Origin of the sequence: Sulfitobacter sp. D7, assembly GCF_003611275.1 — a bacterium.
Taxonomy (GTDB): Bacteria; Pseudomonadota; Alphaproteobacteria; order Rhodobacterales; family Rhodobacteraceae; genus Sulfitobacter; species Sulfitobacter profundi.
On record NZ_CP020694.1, the window covers coordinates 18,031 to 35,261 of the forward strand.

Genomic DNA, 17,231 nt, shown 5'->3' on the forward strand with positions numbered 1-17,231 from the left:
CGAGCTGCGCCCAACATAAATCATTTTGCGCGATGCGGCGAATGGCTGCTTCATGCGAAGGTCTCAGCGCTCAGCCGCGGGCCGTTCACGTTATTGGAGATCAGGCAAAAAAAGGTGAACGGAACACCTTTCAGTCCATAGCATGCCGCATAATGGTGCTGACCTTTTCCACTACAAGGCCTGCGTTGGATGCGCCGCTGCTTTCCTGTTCACTGACCCAGCCCGTCTGTACGTCAAGATAACGGCTCGCCGTGGAGAAGGCTTCTATCTCCGTTTCGTCCAGCCTTCGCACTGTGGCGCCAAGTTTTTCCAAATCCTTCAACTGAGCATCGTAACTCCGATCCATCTCAGCACCTAAGGCCGCATATGCGGTTTCCGCAGCCCGCTGAATGGCGGCCTTGTCCTCTTGTGACAGTCCGTTCCAGGTGTCGAGGTTCATCACCACAGGATAGAGGTGGCCCAGCCAAAGTTCCTGGGATACCAGCACATGAGGTGCCTGTTCGTAGACCTTAAGATTGTATCCACTGTCAACGTTGACCATCAGCCCGTCGAGGGTACGCGCAGCGAACGCATCGTAAACTTGCTGTCCCCACGGTATTCGCACCGACTCTGCGCCAATGTTGCGAAGGAAATCGAGATGCCAGAAGCTGGCGGAGCGCCAAGTGGTTCCACCGATTTCATCGAGTGATGCCAGCGGCTCGGCACTGAAAAATGCTACAGGGTACCCTGTGCCCAAAAAGATCGGGATAACGTTGTTATCCGCTAACTCTTCGGAGAATTCCAGAACCTCGGCATAAACCTCGCGGAAGAAAGAAACCTGCGCGTCGCCGGTCGGACCGACTGGAAAGCTCTTGAATATTTGATGCAGAGGGAGTGAGTCGGCGGTGTATTCTGGGACCGCGGTGGCGATGTCGGTTACCGCTCCTTCACTGACCGCGCCTAAGGCATCATAGGGAGCAGCAAGCTCGCCATCCCAATGGTCCTCAATTTTCAGTCGTCCATTCGATTCCTGCTCAATCGCCGGGAAAAGCACCTCCTTAAGAAACGTCGTGCGCATCTGATCCAACGGCTGATGATCGGAGTATCTGAGAATGGTTTCGGCGGATGCTGCGGTGGACATCACCGAGGTTGCCAATAGCGCCCACAAGGCTTTTTGGGGCAGGTGTATCGTTCGCATCTGAATCTCCGTTCTTTTGATAGGCCGTGATTTTCGGTCGCAGCTGGCAGCGCGAATTTGGGCCGTTGTGAAGCTATTTGGTGCAGTATATGAATGATTATTCAGCTTTGGAATTCGCATATGAAAACAACACATCCTGAGACGCTCAGGCCAAGAAAAACACCGACGCAAGCCAGATCAGCGGCAACCGTTGATGCAATATTTGAGGCGACCATTCAGGTTTTGCTGACCGATGGCGGGCACCGGCTGACAACTACCCGGGTGGCTGAGAAGGCTGGAGTCTCGGTCGGGACAATGTACCAGTATTTCCCTCACAAGCAGGCGCTGATGTATGCGGTGGTCCATCAGCATCTAACGATTTTTGTCGACGAATTTGAGGCTGCGTGTTTCCGGCATTGGAACGAACCGATCGACAACATCACACAGGGCATTGTGACTGCCTTCCTCGACATCAAGATACGCCACCCTGATGTGACACGAGCGCTGTACAAAATTGCCGACGAATTGGATACTGATGAGCTAAGGTTTGGAACCGCCAAGAGCCTTCAGACAGCCTGCATATCATTGCTCGGTAGCGCGCGTGATGCCACCTTTGAGAACTTGCCGGAGATAGCGTTCACTCTGCTCACAGCCATGAACGGAACCACAAGAGCGGTTTTCGAGTTTGGTGCCGAGCCCGAGATGGTAGAAATGTTACATATCCAATTGTTGGCATTATGCCGTGGTTACCTTCATATATCGGCAGTGCAGCGCTCGAACGTCTCTCACTGAAGCCCGCTCGTCCTGCTATGATAGTGACGGGTTTGGTTCGCACTCTCATATGAATATGTTCTGTCAAACTACCGATTGATTGTTGAACAGTTCGCCGAACCGGACATTGGCGCACTTGCATTGAACGTCTACTTTGTCCGCATAGCAGAACTTGATGCAAACCGCAGCGAAGGTCAGCTCTCCGCCCCTTTTGGTGTCGATCGACGCGAACGGCCCAGAGCCGCCATTCAGACGTATAAGAGCGAATGTCCCGTTCAGATTAACTCGGACAAGAAGACCTTCAGAAGGTACTGATGCGATGATTTTCCGGAAGTCATTCGTCAGGCTCCTTCAATCTGAATGCGCAATCAATAGCGAATGAGGTCTGCCAGACATTTGACGAAGACCACCCCCTCAGATCGCATGGCGAAGTGCGGGTGATATCAATATTTGGGGAAATTCCGGTTATCCGGATGGGCGCTGCCAAGAGCGCTTTCAAGAACGCTGAAACAACTGGGCATCCCAAGCCCCCGATAGGACAGCATCCCTAACGTGATTGATCAGGAGTTGCCGAATAGCTTCGGTGGCAAAGGTCGGAGGCCGGGACGCCAGGCGGCAAAGATAAAGGGTTCGTGACAGCTCGGGCGCGATAATCGGACGGGCGCGGACGGTGCCGCGTTCAAGCTGATCGTGCATGAAAAGCCGCGTACCGATGATGCACCCAAGACCCGCCTCGATCGACCCTGCGATGGCCTGAACGGAATTCATCTGAAGGATCGCTTTTGCCTCGATCTTTTTCAACAATCCCACATCATCCATGATCGCGCGCGCCGATACCCCCTGCCGTAGCAGGATGATCGGTAGGTCCAGCAATTTGGCAAAGGTGATCGGATCATCGGTATCCCCGATGATATCGGTGCGCCCCACGCAGAACATCTTTTCCTCAAGCACCGGCTCTGACTCAAAGTTCGGGTCGACAGGCGGATTGTAGATCAGCGCCAGATCGACGTCGGAAGCCAGAAGATGCGGAAGCGCTGCGCCGGACAGGCTCTCGGTCAGGGCCAGTTGGACATTGGGGAAATCGCGCACCACCTGCGTGATAAAAGCGACTCCGATCGCCTTGACCGCGGAAAAGGACATGCCCACCGATACCGGCCCCGAAATCTTGTCGACAGCATCGGTCAGATCAGTTTCGGCTGCGGCCATGGCGCGCAAGATCGAGCGGGCGTGCCCGTAAAGCCGGTGTCCGGCGGCTGTTGGCTCCATGCCCCTGGGCTTGCGCCGAAAGAGCGGCTTTCCGAATCGCGCCTCCATTTGGGCCAGGTGATGACTAAGGGCTGATGCCGCGATCCGCAGATGGGTCGAGGCACGCGCCAGTGACCCATATTCGTAAATCGCGTTGAAATATTGAAGCTGGCGTGTATCAAGCATTCTGTTTTTCAGAAGGGTTTCTTCGAAACATTATAATATCTCGTTCACACGACTTTGGCTATGACTGTTTCAGGAGGAGTTTTCATGACCACAGACATTAGGCCACTTGCCGGACTACGCGTTGTTGAAATGACGCATATGATCATGGGGCCGTCTTGCGGCATGTTTCTGGGGATGCTTGGTGCCGAAGTCATCAAGGTCGAACCGCCCGAGGGTGACAAAACCCGCGCGTTGACTGGCATGGGACGGGGCTTCTACCCGACCTTCAACCGCGGCAAAAAGAGCATCACGCTCGACCTGAAATCGGATGCCGGAAAAGATGCGCTGCATCGGCTTCTTGAAGGGGCGGACGTCTTTGTTGAGAATTTCCGCGATCAATCCCTGGCCAAGATGGGGTTCGCCCCCGACGTATTGCAGGCCCGCTATCCCAGTCTGATCGTTTCATCCCTCAAGGGGTTCCTCAAGGGCCCCTACGAGAACCGGACCGCGATGGACGAGGTTGTGCAGATGATGACCGGCATGGCCTATATGACCGGCCCTACCGGACGTCCCTTGCGGATCGGATCATCGGCGAATGATATCATGGGCGGCCTTTTTGGTGCCTTCGCGGTTCTGGTTGCCCTTTTGCAACGCGAGAAAGATGGCAAGGGTCACGTGCTGCGCACCGGGCTTTTTGAAAACTGCCTTTTTCTTGTGGCCCAGCATATGGTGCAATTCGACATCGAAGGCCGCGAGGCCCCGCCGATGCCCGAACGGGAGTTTTCATGGCCGGTCTACGATATCTTTGACACCTCGGATGGAAAGCAGATGTTTATCGGTGCCGTCACAGAAGGCCAGTGGGTAACGCTGTGCGATATTTTGGGGCTGCAGGCGTTGCTCGACGATCCCGATTTGCAAACCCGGATGAAGCAGATCGACGCCCGCGACCGCACCATACCGGTGGTCGCTACGGCTGTGCGCACCCGGTCCTTTGCCGATCTCCTCGAAGCCTTCGAAGACGCTGGCATCCCCTTCTCGCCGATCCACCGCCCGGCCGAGATGTACGACGATCCCCATGTGACACGCCCCGGCGGGCTTTTCACATCCTCCCTGCCCGAAGGCGGCACCTACCGTGCGCCCGCTATGCCCTTCGAGATCGACGATCAACCGGTGGTGGGCGAAAACCTCGACATCGCCGCAATCGGCGCGGATACCCACGCTGTTCTTTCGGCTGCCGGGCTCAGCGAGGCTGAAATCGCAGCCGCCTGCGGTGTAGAGACAGCAGCATGACCCGAGCCAGCTCCATTTACCCCGCCGACCGCGTGACCCTTCGCGAAGTCGGTCTGCGTGACGGGCTTCAGATTACCAAGTCGCTGCCCTCGACCGAGGCCAAGATCGCCTGGCTTGAAGCAGAATGCGCCGCAGGTGTGGGTCATTACGAGGTCGGATCATTCCTGCCCGCCACCCGTTTCCCCCAATTTGCCGATATTGACGCGATGATTGCTGCGGGCGAACGGCTCGACATCCACTCGGCGGGGCTGACCCTAAACGAACGAGGGGCCGAGGCCGCAGTGCAAAGCGCGATCCGCGAATTGGTCTGCGTTGTTTCCGCGACCGAAGAACACAGCCAGGCCAACATGCGCCGCTCGCGCGATGCCGCGGTGGATCTGGTGCGCAACGTTGCCACCATGCGCGACCGCAACGCCCCCGACAAGCTGGTAAACGCCGGGATCGCGATGGCGCTTGGCTGTTCCATCGCAGGAAATGTCGACCCCGAAGAGGTTCTCCGTCTGGCCGCGGCCTGTCTTGATGCAGGTGCCGATATCGTCGGGATCGCGGATACAGTCGGCTACGCCGGGCCAAAGGCTGTTGGCGCGATTTGTGCGCGGATGGAGAAGCTTTGCGGCGGCCAGCCTTTTATCATCCATCTTCACGACACGCGGGGCATGGGTGTCGCCAATGCGGCGGCAGCGCTGGATAACGGTGCGCGGGTGATCGATGCATCGCTTGGCGGATTGGGCGGATGCCCGTTTGCGCCCGGGGCGACCGGCAATGTCGTGTTCGAAGATATCGTATTTTTGTCCGAGTCTATGGGTTTTGCCACGGGAATTGATCTGGACAGACTGAAAGACGCCCGGCGCATCGCAGGGGAGGCGATGCCGGGTGAAATGTTCCACGGGGCCCTGCACCGCGCAGGACCACCGAAGAACGCAAATTGGCAGGCCAAATCCTTGGTCTGAGTTGTAACTGGGAGGAGAAACAACAATGAAATATATTAAATCAGCAGCCATCGGGGCTGCAATCTTTGCGGTTTCCGCGCCGGCATCACAGGCCGCTACGGAAATGCGGTGCAGCCACCAGCTGCCCCCTGCGCACCACATCGCCAAGGTTGTCGACCGTTGGGCCGCCGAGGTCGAAAGCCTTTCCGAAGGCGAGATCGACGTGCAGATTTTCGGCGCGGACAGCCTTGTTGGCGCGCGCGAAAACATCGTGGCAACCGCCAAGGGCGACATCGAATGTGCATTCTCGCTGAACTTTCAATGGGGCAAAACGCTGCCGATTATGAACGTGACCGTCGCACCCTATGCTTTTGGTGACATCGAAATCTGGAAGAAATGGCCAACTTCGGAGGCCGCAAGCTTCCTTGAAGAAAAGCTGCTGGAGAAAGGCGTCAAGAACGTCGTCTGGTTGTTCCAGACCAACACCTCTGTCTTCACCACAAACGGTGCGCCGCTGGTCAAGCCAGAAGACTTTGCCGGCCTGAAGATGCGTGGTGTGACACCGCCCTTTGATGCGGCCCTGTCCGCGCTTGGCTCAACACCCACGGCAATGCCCGGGTCCGAAGTGTATCAGGCACTGGCCACCGGCGTTATCGACGGTGCGATCACTGACGTTGCTGCCGCCGTGTCGCGTAAATACTATGAAGTGCAGGATGCCTTTACCGTCGTCCCTGTCTTGTCGGCCTATTTGCACGGTTACCTGAACCCCGATTTCTACGACGGGCTCTCGGATAAATCCAAGTCCGCCCTCACGCAGGCTGGCATGAAAGCGTCGGAATGGGCGATCGAAGCCTCGACCGAAGCCGCCGCAGAAGGTCCGAGCCAGCTCGAGGCAAAAGGCGTGAAAGTGCATATCGCCACACCAGAAGAGAACGCGGAACTTGAAGCTGTCATGCGGCCTGCTTTCGACAAATCGTTCGGCGAAGGAGATGCTGACAGCCAGACGCTTCTCGATCTGATTGCCAAGATGTGAGCCGGTCGGATCATGATTGAAAACAAAAAGGTGGGAGCAGCCAATGCTCCCATCTTCCCAGACCGCATCATCACCTGTCTTGTCCGCTTTTGCGGCATGCTCAGCACGGCGCTGATCCTTGTGATCCTTGTCCAGATTGTGATTGCCGTGATCCGGCGCTACCTGTTCGACAGCCCGCTGCAATGGAGCGACGAAATGATTGGCTATCTGCTGGTGACGCTTATCATGCTCGGCTCGGCCGAGGCGTTGCGGCGCGGGGATCACATCGCGATCGACCTTGTGTCGGCCCAGTTGCGCCCCGGCCTGGCCCGTCTGCAAAGGGTCTTGGCAAACCTGTCGGTCATGGCATTTTCCACCATCGTCGGCGTGTCGATATGGGACAGCATCGCTTTCGCCCATAGTTTCGGGTCATATTCTGTCGGCTATATCGAAATCGCGACGTGGATTCCGCAGGTGCCGGTTGTCCTTGGGATGGCCCTGCTTTTCCTGACCGCAGCGCTTGGCCTTTACCGCTCTTTACGGGGGCTGCCTCAATGACCATTATCTTTGTCTTTGCAGGGCTAATCCTGCTTCTGCTCACGGGCATTCCAATCTTTGCCGCCCTTGGCCTGTCTGCAAGCGCCATCATGATGATCGTCGAAGGGGATATAGACGGATTGGGCGATGCTGTTTTTACCCAGCTCGATAAACCGGTCCTCAGCACCATCCCGCTTTTCGTGTTCATGGCGCAGGTGATGATCCGGGCCAAGGTGATCGACGACCTCTATACATTCGCCCACACCGTCATCGGTCATGTGAAGGGCGGCCTCGGCGTCGCCACGGTGCTGGCGTGCACCATATTCGCTGCGATCTCCGGTTCCTCCGTTGCAACGGCGCTTTCCATCGGATCCAGCGCAATCCCGCAGATGAAACGCTTTGGCTATGCCGAACGGGATGCTTTGGGGGTCGTGGCAGCAGGCGGCACCTTGGGTATTCTGATCCCGCCGTCCGGGCCGATGATCCTGTATGCAATCGTGTCGGAGGCGTCAATTGGTGCGTTGTTTCTGGCCGGGATCATCCCGGGGCTGATGCTGGCACTGATGTTTTCGGCCTATTGCATGATCCAGGCCCGTGGGCGCGACGGAATCAACACCCCCGACTGGGCCGGCTGGCCTGCCGCAGTCTTTGCCTTTCGGCGTTCGGTCTGGGCTTTGCTTGCGCCACCGGTCGTGATGGGCGGTATCTATTTTGGTATCTTCACCGCATCCGAGGCCGCCGCCGCCGGTTCCCTTTATGCGCTGCTGGTCGCGGTGCTGGTCTATCGCAATTTCGGGTTCAGTGACCTGTGGGCGTGTGCCTATTCGACAATGCGAACCTCGATGATGGTCTTCATGATCATCGCGGGTGCAGCGATGTTCGGCCATGCGATCACGCTGGTCCGTCTTCCGGTCGGCGTGACCGAGGCCGTGGCAAGCTTTGGCCTTGGTCCGATCGGTTTCGTTCTTGTGGTGATGGTCCTGATCTTTGTGCTTGGCATGTTCCTCGAATCCATTGCGATCATCCTGATCACGACACCGATCCTGTTGCCGACAATGATTGCCCTTGGCATTGATCCGATCTGGTATGGCATCTTGCTGATGATCAACCTCGAACTGGCAATGATCACCCCTCCAGTCGGTATGAACCTGTTCGTGATCAAGGGTATTTCGAACGCGCCGCTCGCGACGATTGTGCGTGGTGCAGCTCCGTTCGTGATCATCATGATCGCCGGCCTCGCGCTGCTTATCGCTGTACCGGAGCTGGCCACATGGCTGCCAACTGCTGCCGGATTTGGCCGGTAGGAAAATACGGCCGACCGAGCCGGTTATACAATTTGACCGGCTCAATCATCCAATAGCAAATACCAGCATTCATTTTGACACTCCTTGCCATTCGCAGTCCCGTTGAAAACATTGCCAATGGTGTAGCAATGGATCGCTTGCCGCCCGTTTACCAAGTCAGCGCATCCCCGAAGTGCCAAAAGCACATTTAGGAGAAACGGCTCCTATTTGGCGCTAAATTCGCAAAGCGGACTTCCACACTGATTGCAGCGAATGTCTCCTTCCCGCCCCTTCTGCAGATATGTAGCGCCTCTACTGGCCCCAAACGCCTGAAAAAATCGACGCCTGAGCCTAAGTCGAACAATCTTTTCAGATCGATATGATTGGAACCGTCGCACTTATAACAACGCCCAATTGACCCCGAAGGTAGAGAACTCTCATTTGAAAAACACATCATCAGCACTTCGTAGATGGGCCCTCGGGAAATACCTACGTCTGCATGTCACCTTGATCGGCAGCCATTGTTTAAGAAGGCGAAACCACAACGTGATCAGCTTTGCTTCATATAATCAAACACTATGAGTATCTCTTTTCGCCTCATGGCCTGTAGGAAAGGCGTTGGAAAGCGGGGTGTTCTCCAGCCCAATAGGCCGTAACTCAAATTTTTTTTGCCTATCACCTTATTCCGGCGGAGCTGATGGGTTCACCCCTGCTGTACGCCAATTCTGGAATTGGTTCCTGTCGAGACAATCAACTAAAGGTTACTTTCTCATCTCATCACAGGGAACCCGGTTGCGAAAACCACAAACTTGAATGACCCCAAATAGCCAGCGATGTATCAGGCAACCAATTCATATTCTTCTCTCGGCACTTACGCGATTGATATGAAGTAGAATGAAAAGGAAATCAGTCACCTGGAGGATTTTTCTTGCCACTGACGAACAAACCTACAAAATTGAAATTAAATGATAATTCAACTATCTTTGATATTTTTCGCCACTATACGGTGCCACTATCCTACTTCGCGGACCATGCCAACTTATCGCAGTAGTCTGGAGGCGGTTGGTTCTGCATTTCAGCACTGTAACCGTGATGATCTATGCCGCGAAGGCTCCCTGTCGCACTGAATAGTGCAAGCACCTGGCGGGTATCGTCGCGCAGGTCAACATCGACCTGGACTCTGCCACGATGCACAGGGACGATCGCAAATTGGTGGGCTGACGCCGAAGTTGTGGTAAGTTCACCCCAGACATTCATGGAGGGTTACGTTCGCATACTGCCAATAAGTCTGCTCACGAGTGCCGGTCGTTTGATATTGAGGCAGTTGAGGACGCGGACAGCTGGCATCTCAACGCTTTGGTCGATGAAAAGCCGAAAAAAGTGTACCGGGGGACGTGAGCCATTAAGTCCAGCAAGACGCTTACCTATTATAAAATCGGTAAACTGCGTAGGATCAGCGCCGCCCTAATCAAGCAGACGTCATCTTTGGAATCACGCACGCCAATATGTCGAAGTGCCCGCCCGTAAGGTTATAGATTGCCGATAGCTGGCGTGAGGTATTGCGCCGAGGGACCCGCCGCCCCTTATTCTGAAAGCGCGTCTCGTCCGGCTCGGTCATACCAAACCCGCGCTGTGCATTCGGGTCCTGCGTCCCGCCAAACGCTGCGCAAAACAGGTGTTCAGCAAGGTCGCAGTTCGGGTTGCTGGCAGTACGGACGACGCCCCGAGACCGTAGCTCCTCACCTATTTAGAAGTGGATGGCGCAGGCACGCATGTCGCAGCTGCGACCTTACCCTCGTCGGTAATACCTACCACGAGCCGAAGACATAATGGAACTCTCCAGGATTTCCGACGCCATCTCCATCTTTGAAAATAGCGATTTTGACATCGGCGATTTTTAGGTCCTCAATGAGCTTGGTCATGAGATCGACTGAGCTTCCCCAGCTTTCTGGCAACACCAAAACGGTCTTGGAATGCTCCCGGGCGGCCAGCGCCGCCATTCCAAGCGTTTCAAGCAAGTATCGCTGGTGTCTTTTCTGACGATATGATTTCACTTCAATGGCAGCAATCGGCTTACCGTTCCGTAACACAGCAAAATCAACTGGTACTCTGGAGCTTCGGGTTCCTTCGGTAATACTGATGCCACTTCCAAGCTCCAAGACATCAGGGTTGTTATTCAGGAACGCCGCCACGGCGGCTTCAAAGGCCACCGCCTGTCTCACACGCTCATGGGCCAATATTCCGCGACCGCCTTTTTTCTCCCTAATACCTTTCAGAGCCTCTCGGATCTGTGTTCGAGAGAGTTCGCCGCCAAAAAATTTCGTGGCGAGGCTGGCAGCTAACTTATTGTCATAAAATGATATTTGAGAAAGCAGCAACACGCCGGTCATGGCAATACCGTCGTTTTCTGCTTCCAGTGCTTCCGGCGCATGCGTTTTCATCCAACTTACTGCTGCAAGAGGATTGCGAAGGCTCGATGCATCAACGCCGCGGAGGAGAGCTACAGCCGCGAGCAACTGGTTACCGTCGACGAAATTGTATGCCTCGGGTGTCTCCAAAGCCGACATCAGCGCTTTGGCAAACGACATCCAATTTGGATCTGAAGCAAAGGCTTCAAGCTTAGTGGGAGCGTTCATGGAAACATTATATCAAGAAATGACTCTCAAAACAGAGCAAAATAGTTTAGTACTACTAACGACTCAGGGGAACAGCAATGAGAGTTGACTTCAAATCAGCGCCGACGGCACGCAGAATTCAAAAGCGCGGGCAGCAAAAGAAAGCTCACTATACTACACCGGGCGCTACCGGGCGCTTGATGCAGCTTGAAAGCCGGTTGGAAGCAAGCGCTGCGATTGTTATGGGTCTTGATCCGAGGGTCGCGGATATTCGTTCTCAGCCGGTGTGTTTCGACTTGGCGACAGGACGCGCCTATCCGTCCAAAGAGCACCTTCGCTTAGCAGCCGCCGAAAACGGCAACCGCCCGGTCGAATACACACCAGATTTCAAAGCAAGCCTTCCCAAAGGCCCGGTCTTTATCGAAGTGAAGCATTCCGCCCTAATCGAAATGAACCCTAAGATTTTGGGCTATCCTGGTGTCTTGGCCCGCTACGGTCACCGCCTCATAATAATAGATGACTCATGCCTGCCGGAAACATTTGTCCGGAATATGCGGCTTTTGAACATCTCAAAGTCAGCAGTGCCAAAGGGTCCTGATACAGCAAAACTTCGCAAAGATACCGATACAGGCGCGAATATCACTGATCTGGTCAAAAAGGGGCATTCTCAACGGAACATCCTCGCAGCGCTGGCTCATGGTGAAGTAACCTGTGATGTACAGGACGAACGCATCTCCCAGCAGACAGTGATCCGCAGTTCAAAAGGGTTGCCCAGGCACCTCATGGAGCTACCCCTTGGCCTACAATGACGTTTTAGCCGAGTTGGGCATCCGAAATGGCAGTTCCGAGAAGCTCGAATGCATTGCTGAAAGGGACCAATCTGTGGTCCTACGAAAGTGCTGCGGTGAATTATGCGAGGTTGGAAAAGAAGAATATCGTCGCCTCATCGCGGGTGGGCATGCCTCCCCCCTGAACATAGAACCAACCGCAGGCTTTATTCCGGATGAACATGCACGCGTCGCTCAAAGTATGAAACTTCATGCGATCCGGCGAGACGACGAGCTACGTCGCGCCGGGAACTCGGCCAGAAAGTCAGCCGAGATAATCGGTACTGAACTTCGTGAAAATCCACGGTTCATTCGATATGTTCCAGCGCAGTTCGGTCTCAGAACATTACAACACTGGAAGCAGTGTAAATCCAAGGACGGTAGGTCGGCGCTTCTACCGAAGACTCACCTTAAAGGGAATCATGGAGAACGGTACGACGAACTGTACGAGGAAATCGCAATGGCGGCCCTCGAAGAAATCTATCTGAAAAACGATAGAATTTCTACAGGAAAACTCTCAGACTTGGTTGCATATCGCTATGAACAAGCTTGGTACGAAAAGCATAAGGCCGACACCCAAAAGCAGCTCAACCCGCATGGTAAGCGCAGCCTTGAAGCGGTTCTCAGAAAACTGCGGGTTGATGACGTCATTTCCTACCGGCACGATTCTGAAACGGCAAAGAAGCTGAAATTGCAGGCTCAGTTCTTTCATAGAGTTCAGATGCCGTTCGATCTTGTTGAAGTGGACTGCACAACAGGAAACATCCATCTGATGGGAGTTGATCGAACCTGTATTGGCCGACCGACGTTCAGCATAGCAGTCGATGCGGTGACAGGTTTTCCCGTCGGCCTGCGCATCAGCCTTTCGGCACCGCGGGAAGAATTGACGGTCCAGACTATCAAAGATGTTATGACCGACCGCGGTGATGCCTTTTTCGAAAAGTATAACATTGAAAACCGCTTCGAGATGACCGGGGTGCCTCAAATAATTAGTTCTGACCAAGGCTCAGAAAACAGTGGTGGGCACCTTTCCAGGCTCATTGAGCAATCCGGTGCAGAATGGGCAAAGAACGCTCCAGGCTGCCCTGAGAAAAAGCCTTTCGTCGAAAGGTTCAATCGAGAACTGAGCGAGTATCTCCAAACACTTGCGGGCTCGACCCACACCAAAGAACTTCCCGACAAGGAACGAACTGAGAAAGGAATGCTGGAAGCATGCCTAACAATCGAACAGTTGGAAGCCCTCGTCATGAAATGGCTTTACGATGTGTATGCCACAAAAGTCCGCCGCAGAATCCAGTCGCCGTTACGCGTCGCCGAATCCCCCATGCAAAGTTGGAAACGCCTACAAAGCCAAGCGGTCTTACCTCCAGTACCAGAAGATATCACAGAATGGTTCATGGTCGAAAAGACAGTTCGGAAGGTGTGGCACTATGGGATTGAAGTGGAAGGTGTGCTTTTTCACTCACCAGAGCTCGGCGAGCTGATTAAACATATCGGTGTCCGGCGATCGCTTGATGTCAGGTACGATCCCACCGATTGCCGCGAAATCGCGGTGATACATGAAAGCTTGGCTGTTCCGCTGATTGTACCTGCAAAATCCGATGATGTTGCCGCAGTCAGCTTTGCCGATGCAAAGCGCATGCGGACGGTAAGTCAAGAGACCAAGAAGGCAGACCTAAAAGCACGATCAACGGCAATGGAATTGGCTTTGGAGGCACAAACGCGAGCCGAAGAAATTGGGCGCGGGAAAGTTCAATCCTTGAAATCTGCACGTGCCAAAGAAGCCATGAGACGCAAACACCAGCAAATTTTGGACAATTCCAAAGTCCCGCCACGCAGCCAGACTTCCGCTGTCGAGAGAGCGAACCAACCTACTCCAAAGGCCCCAGTCAGACGCAGGTCCGAGCGTCCGACAATCGAGCAAATGGAGTAGATCATGTCGAAAGCCACACTTCCACTTTTTAGCCACCGCATCATTCATGATGCGCTCAGCACTACAGCTCAGACGGTTGAAGACCTTCTCGCTGCGAAGGACCCCAAAGCCGGATGTATTATACCCCTCTTGGGACCCACACGGGTCGGCAAATCAGCAGTCGTGGACCGACTGGTCGAAAGGTCCGGTAATGCTTGTGCGCTGTTTCCTATGAAGGAGGTTGTTCGTGCAAGCCTACCCGCCCAAGTAAGCGGCCGCGAGATCTATGCGGCTGGTTTGCAGGCCATGGGTTTCCGCACTCGGGAGGCGGACAAGACCAAGCTTTTGCGGGATCGGCTGTTTCGCGCAATCAAAGAGCGCGAAATGAAGGTCATCGTTTTCGACGAAGCCAATCACTTCATTGAACGCGGTGCTAATCTCTCGCCTCGTGCAGCGGCAGACCACCTCAAATATCTTGTCGACGAGACCGGCGTGAGTTTGATCCTGAGCGGTCTCCCGCGTTTCCAGCAAATCATCGACCAGAATGAACAGCTTCGCGATAGAGCGAACGGCACAGTTCTGTTCAAACCATACGATTGGCAGGACGAAGACGATCGTGACGGATTCGCAGGCGCGGTCGACGCTGCAATCGGAAGCCTTGAACACTCAGGGTTCTTTCTGGTGCCGGAGTTCGACGACATTGTGCGGCGCCTGTACGGGGCTTCCGGTGGTCGCGTGCCGATGATGCTGCGGTTGTTCAAGTCATGCGCTATAGCAGCACGTGACTCGAAACAATTGACGCTTGCCACTTTTGTGAAAGCGGCAAGCAATATGCAGCAATCCGGCATTCCTGTTTCCTCTTTCTTTTACGACGAAGAACCGGATGAAGTTGAGCTCCATCGCTCATTCGCGAGCGTCATGAGCGAGGCCGGCCTCGATTTCCCAATTCAATCTATCGCCGGTTTGGAGGCATCCTGGGCAGAGGGTGCGATGATATGAGCATTCTGGTTCAACCTGACCAATCCGAGAGCTTGGAAGGCTATCTGCGCCGCTTTGCTGAAGCGGAAATGTGGCCTGACGTATCTGACTTCCTCGGCTCCTTTGGTTTGCGTTACGGTCGACCGCTCATCGAGGACGCCCTGGAAGTAGAAGGGCTGCTCGAACTCCCGAAGGGTACTCTCGGAGATATTCTTCCTTCCGCAACACCGTCAATCCCAACCCGAAACTGGAGATTCGAACGCCACCATAGCGCACCCATATGTCCGGATTGCATCTCGGAAGGTAGGCCGCATCATCATTCATGGCGACACAGTTTTGTGACGGCCTGCTCTGAGCATAGTTTGAGGCTCGCCGATGAATGCCCGATGTGTGGTGAGAACTTCATGCCGGGACGCGGCGGGTACGATACCTGCCATTGCGGCTGTCCGCTCGACCGCTTGCCTCGGAACAAAGCGCTGGAAGCGGAGGTCGCTTTGTCAGCGCTAATCTCCGGCGACATGCACCCGTCTCGATCTATGCTGCCTCCTGCTTTGGCGTTTCGCACGCCGGAAGACATTGGGGAATTCGTATACTTTTTGGCAAGCGCCGAAGTCGAAACCGAGACCGGCAAACAGGGAAAGACGCCACTCCCTAAAAATTTGGCGGAGGCTACTCTCTTTCTCGAACCAGTATTCTCTACCTTTTGTGACTGGCCGACAAAGTTCGAGTGTGCAGTATCGGCACGGTTGTCAAACTCCGGTGCCCCAACCGCACCCATGCGGCTTGGTAAGTGGTACCAACGGCTGAACTCATTCGACGGTCAAGCATACAATGACTTTCATGCTACCCTCGGAAAGGTCGTCCAAAGTGAGTTTGATGGTGCCTATGCAGGGGGAGCCGGCGCCCCTTCTGATATGCGGAATTGGGTCAGTGCTGCAGAGGCAGCAAAAATTTTGCACATCCGTGCAGACCGTCTTGTGGATGCGGTGGCAAAAAAACGCATCCCCGGGAAGAAATATGCATCGGGCTTCGGGCACCGACACACGATGATCCATCGCGATACCGTAGCTGAGATTGCGCAAGACAGGCAGCGTTTCATCGACAAAACTACAGCAAGGGAGGTCCTTGGTATATCGCGCAAACAATACGACCTTCTTGCTGAAGCAGGGCTCATAGCACGGTTCATTCCTGAGACTTTGCCATCGTTGGTGGATGGCCAATACGATAGTGTTGCAATCAAACGGTTCGTCGACGATATCTCCTCGACTGCAGTTGAGGTTGATGGCGCAACCGTTTCCCTCAAAGAATTGAACCTTCGATTCACCACAGATGCGGCTGCATTAAAGGAAGTATTTTGCCGTATCTCAGACGGCGGCCTTCGCCCCACAATGGGCTCCACGGATGGATGCTTCGCTGGACTTCGGTTCTCCAGCAAAGAGATCGACGCAATCATCGCTGACGTGCGCCATGGGTCAGGTCTCACCATTCAAAAGGTTGCCCAGCTGACAGGCTGGAAGGACCAATGTGTCGCGCAATGGTGCAAACAAGGCCTGATCCAGCACGAAGAGTTTCCCCATGCTGGCAAGGTCGGCCGTAGCATCAGCCACGAAGCCCTGTGCATTTTCCAGATGGAATATGTGCCTGTCTCAACACTTGCGGGCCAGCTTGGCACATCCGCCCGCCATCTTATGGTCAAACTGTCAGATATCGGCATTGAGACCATCGGAGCTTTTCAGGATGGCACAGCTTGGCGTGGTCACCTCCTCAAACTCTCCGACTTGGCTTCAGCGCTAAAGGCCGTGACATGACATTTAACTTCATGACATTTTCAAACTTGCCACAGTCGATCTTACGCCCCCTCAATATAGATGAAATCGCCGCGATTGTTGAAGGGGATCGCAAGGTTGTACTCCAGATGATCAAGGAGGGTGGTCTTCCCAAGTCTGTACTTTCCAGATCCAAGAAGGCTGCTATTGGTTCCCAACCACTGCTCAAGCCAATCGCACGCCCAATTGGACATTTTGAACTGGCGGGCGGATACCTTCTTAGTCGTCGGCTCCGCCGTTAATTGCTAAGAGAAATGGGCGATGTAGCGAAAGGCTCTTCGAAGTAAGATGTAATCAAGTAAGGCATATTGCGAATTGATTTGCCTGACTCGGTCGCGAAGGCAGTTGCCAGAATGGCTTAATTGGCAAGGGCCGAGGCTGCAGTCCAATTCGATGCTGAAATCAGCGGTAGGATACCGGTCATGCGCGGAACGCGGATTCGCGTTTTCGAATTAGCGGATCTCTGCAAGTTTGAAACTGTTCTCTACATCTGGGAGAATTTTCCCAGCCTGTCGGCAGAGCATCTTAAACAGGCAAGCCTATATGCAAGGGCTCACCCGCTCAGTAACGTCCCAGGTTGAGTTTGTTCACTCTGGCAACCTGGAAAGGGCCACCTAAACCTCTGCTGCAGCGTGCACCTTCGGCGGGCCATGATGTCATTGGCTCGAAGCGGCCCATCAAAGAA

Annotated in this window: 15 protein-coding genes; 12 read left to right on the forward strand and 3 right to left on the reverse strand. The window is 54.5% G+C overall.

Annotation, left to right across the window (positions count from 1 at the left end; all coding sequences use genetic code 11):
• Nucleotides 1–130 precede the first annotated feature (130 nt).
• Nucleotides 131–1,177, reverse strand: coding sequence for a TRAP transporter substrate-binding protein DctP (dctP, locus tag B5M07_RS00075; protein WP_205570884.1), 1,047 nt, complete (start codon nt 1,175–1,177; stop codon nt 131–133).
• A gap of 93 nt (nt 1,178–1,270) precedes the next feature.
• On the opposite strand from dctP (B5M07_RS00075), the gene B5M07_RS00080 reads away from it, so the two are divergent.
• A complete protein-coding gene (locus B5M07_RS00080; RefSeq protein WP_120349736.1) occupies nt 1,271–1,948 on the forward strand; it encodes a TetR/AcrR family transcriptional regulator in 678 nt (225 codons plus the stop codon).
• Nucleotides 1,949–2,422: 474 nt separating this feature from the next.
• On the opposite strand, the gene B5M07_RS00085 is transcribed toward B5M07_RS00080, so the two are convergent.
• Entirely contained in the window at nt 2,423–3,358 is a 936-nt protein-coding gene (locus B5M07_RS00085; RefSeq protein ID WP_120349737.1) for a LysR family transcriptional regulator, read from the reverse strand.
• An 84-nt stretch (nt 3,359–3,442) separates the two neighbouring features.
• Between B5M07_RS00085 and B5M07_RS00090 the strand changes: the two genes are divergently transcribed.
• From B5M07_RS00090 to B5M07_RS00110, 5 genes are read left to right on the forward strand one after another with little or no spacing between them, the layout of a single operon-like run.
• Nucleotides 3,443–4,627, forward strand: a complete 1,185-nt coding sequence (locus B5M07_RS00090; RefSeq protein WP_120349738.1) for a CaiB/BaiF CoA transferase family protein — start codon at nt 3,443–3,445, stop codon at nt 4,625–4,627.
• The gene (locus B5M07_RS00095; protein ID WP_120349739.1) at nt 4,624–5,577 is read left to right on the forward strand and encodes a hydroxymethylglutaryl-CoA lyase; all 954 of its coding nucleotides are present in this window, start codon (nt 4,624–4,626) and stop codon (nt 5,575–5,577) included. The genes B5M07_RS00090 and B5M07_RS00095 overlap by 4 nt, the downstream gene beginning before the upstream one ends.
• Before the next feature lie 25 nt (nt 5,578–5,602).
• Entirely contained in the window at nt 5,603–6,589 is a 987-nt protein-coding gene (gene dctP, locus B5M07_RS00100) for a TRAP transporter substrate-binding protein DctP (RefSeq protein WP_120349740.1), read from the forward strand.
• A 12-nt stretch (nt 6,590–6,601) separates the two neighbouring features.
• Nucleotides 6,602–7,126: a TRAP transporter small permease gene (locus B5M07_RS00105; protein ID WP_120349741.1), complete on the forward strand. Its 525-nt coding sequence runs from the start codon at nt 6,602–6,604 to the stop codon at nt 7,124–7,126.
• Nucleotides 7,123–8,409: a TRAP transporter large permease gene (locus B5M07_RS00110; RefSeq protein ID WP_120349742.1), complete on the forward strand. Its 1,287-nt coding sequence runs from the start codon at nt 7,123–7,125 to the stop codon at nt 8,407–8,409. Before B5M07_RS00105 ends, B5M07_RS00110 begins: the two co-directional genes overlap by 4 nt.
• A gap of 1,787 nt (nt 8,410–10,196) precedes the next feature.
• On the opposite strand, the gene B5M07_RS00115 is transcribed toward B5M07_RS00110, so the two are convergent.
• On the reverse strand, nt 10,197–11,024 hold the full coding sequence (locus B5M07_RS00115) for a hypothetical protein (RefSeq protein WP_120349743.1): 828 nt from the start codon (nt 11,022–11,024) through the stop codon (nt 10,197–10,199).
• A gap of 77 nt (nt 11,025–11,101) precedes the next feature.
• Between B5M07_RS00115 and B5M07_RS00120 the strand changes: the two genes are divergently transcribed.
• The 6 genes from B5M07_RS00120 to B5M07_RS19695 all read left to right on the forward strand — a co-directional run bounded on the left by B5M07_RS00120 (nt 11,102) and on the right by B5M07_RS19695 (nt 17,127).
• The gene (locus B5M07_RS00120) at nt 11,102–11,812 is read left to right on the forward strand and encodes a hypothetical protein (RefSeq protein WP_120349744.1); all 711 of its coding nucleotides are present in this window, start codon (nt 11,102–11,104) and stop codon (nt 11,810–11,812) included.
• Entirely contained in the window at nt 11,799–13,763 is a 1,965-nt protein-coding gene (locus tag B5M07_RS00125) for a Mu transposase C-terminal domain-containing protein (RefSeq protein WP_162931773.1), read from the forward strand. The genes B5M07_RS00120 and B5M07_RS00125 overlap by 14 nt, the downstream gene beginning before the upstream one ends.
• Nucleotides 13,764–13,766: 3 nt before the next feature.
• On the forward strand, nt 13,767–14,741 hold the full coding sequence (locus tag B5M07_RS00130) for an ATP-binding protein (protein WP_120349746.1): 975 nt from the start codon (nt 13,767–13,769) through the stop codon (nt 14,739–14,741).
• Entirely contained in the window at nt 14,738–16,528 is a 1,791-nt protein-coding gene (locus B5M07_RS00135) for a TniQ family protein (protein WP_120349747.1), read from the forward strand. The genes B5M07_RS00130 and B5M07_RS00135 overlap by 4 nt, the downstream gene beginning before the upstream one ends.
• The gene (locus B5M07_RS00140; RefSeq protein ID WP_120349748.1) at nt 16,525–16,788 is read left to right on the forward strand and encodes a hypothetical protein; all 264 of its coding nucleotides are present in this window, start codon (nt 16,525–16,527) and stop codon (nt 16,786–16,788) included. The genes B5M07_RS00135 and B5M07_RS00140 overlap by 4 nt, the downstream gene beginning before the upstream one ends.
• A 120-nt stretch (nt 16,789–16,908) precedes the next feature.
• Nucleotides 16,909–17,127 (forward strand): DUF433 domain-containing protein, encoded by a 219-nt coding sequence (locus tag B5M07_RS19695; protein WP_368073832.1) that lies wholly within the window; start codon nt 16,909–16,911, stop codon nt 17,125–17,127.
• Nucleotides 17,128–17,231 lie beyond the last annotated feature (104 nt).

Excerpts from the sequence above, each read along its gene's own strand:
- dctP (WP_205570884.1), bottom strand. The coding sequence starts at position 1,177 with ATGCGAACGATACACCTGCCCCAAAAAGCCTTGTGGGCGCTATTGGCA.
- B5M07_RS00080 (WP_120349736.1), top strand. The coding sequence starts at position 1,271 with ATGATTATTCAGCTTTGGAATTCGCATATGAAAACAACACATCCTGAG.
- B5M07_RS00085 (WP_120349737.1), bottom strand. The coding sequence starts at position 3,358 with ATGCTTGATACACGCCAGCTTCAATATTTCAACGCGATTTACGAATAT.
- B5M07_RS00090 (WP_120349738.1), top strand. The coding sequence starts at position 3,443 with ATGACCACAGACATTAGGCCACTTGCCGGACTACGCGTTGTTGAAATG.
- B5M07_RS00095 (WP_120349739.1), top strand. The coding sequence starts at position 4,624 with ATGACCCGAGCCAGCTCCATTTACCCCGCCGACCGCGTGACCCTTCGC.
- dctP (WP_120349740.1), top strand. The coding sequence starts at position 5,603 with ATGAAATATATTAAATCAGCAGCCATCGGGGCTGCAATCTTTGCGGTT.
- B5M07_RS00105 (WP_120349741.1), top strand. The coding sequence starts at position 6,602 with ATGATTGAAAACAAAAAGGTGGGAGCAGCCAATGCTCCCATCTTCCCA.
- B5M07_RS00110 (WP_120349742.1), top strand. The coding sequence starts at position 7,123 with ATGACCATTATCTTTGTCTTTGCAGGGCTAATCCTGCTTCTGCTCACG.
- B5M07_RS00115 (WP_120349743.1), bottom strand. The coding sequence starts at position 11,024 with ATGAACGCTCCCACTAAGCTTGAAGCCTTTGCTTCAGATCCAAATTGG.
- B5M07_RS00120 (WP_120349744.1), top strand. The coding sequence starts at position 11,102 with ATGAGAGTTGACTTCAAATCAGCGCCGACGGCACGCAGAATTCAAAAG.
- B5M07_RS00130 (WP_120349746.1), top strand. The coding sequence starts at position 13,767 with ATGTCGAAAGCCACACTTCCACTTTTTAGCCACCGCATCATTCATGAT.
- B5M07_RS00135 (WP_120349747.1), top strand. The coding sequence starts at position 14,738 with ATGAGCATTCTGGTTCAACCTGACCAATCCGAGAGCTTGGAAGGCTAT.
- B5M07_RS00140 (WP_120349748.1), top strand. The coding sequence starts at position 16,525 with ATGACATTTAACTTCATGACATTTTCAAACTTGCCACAGTCGATCTTA.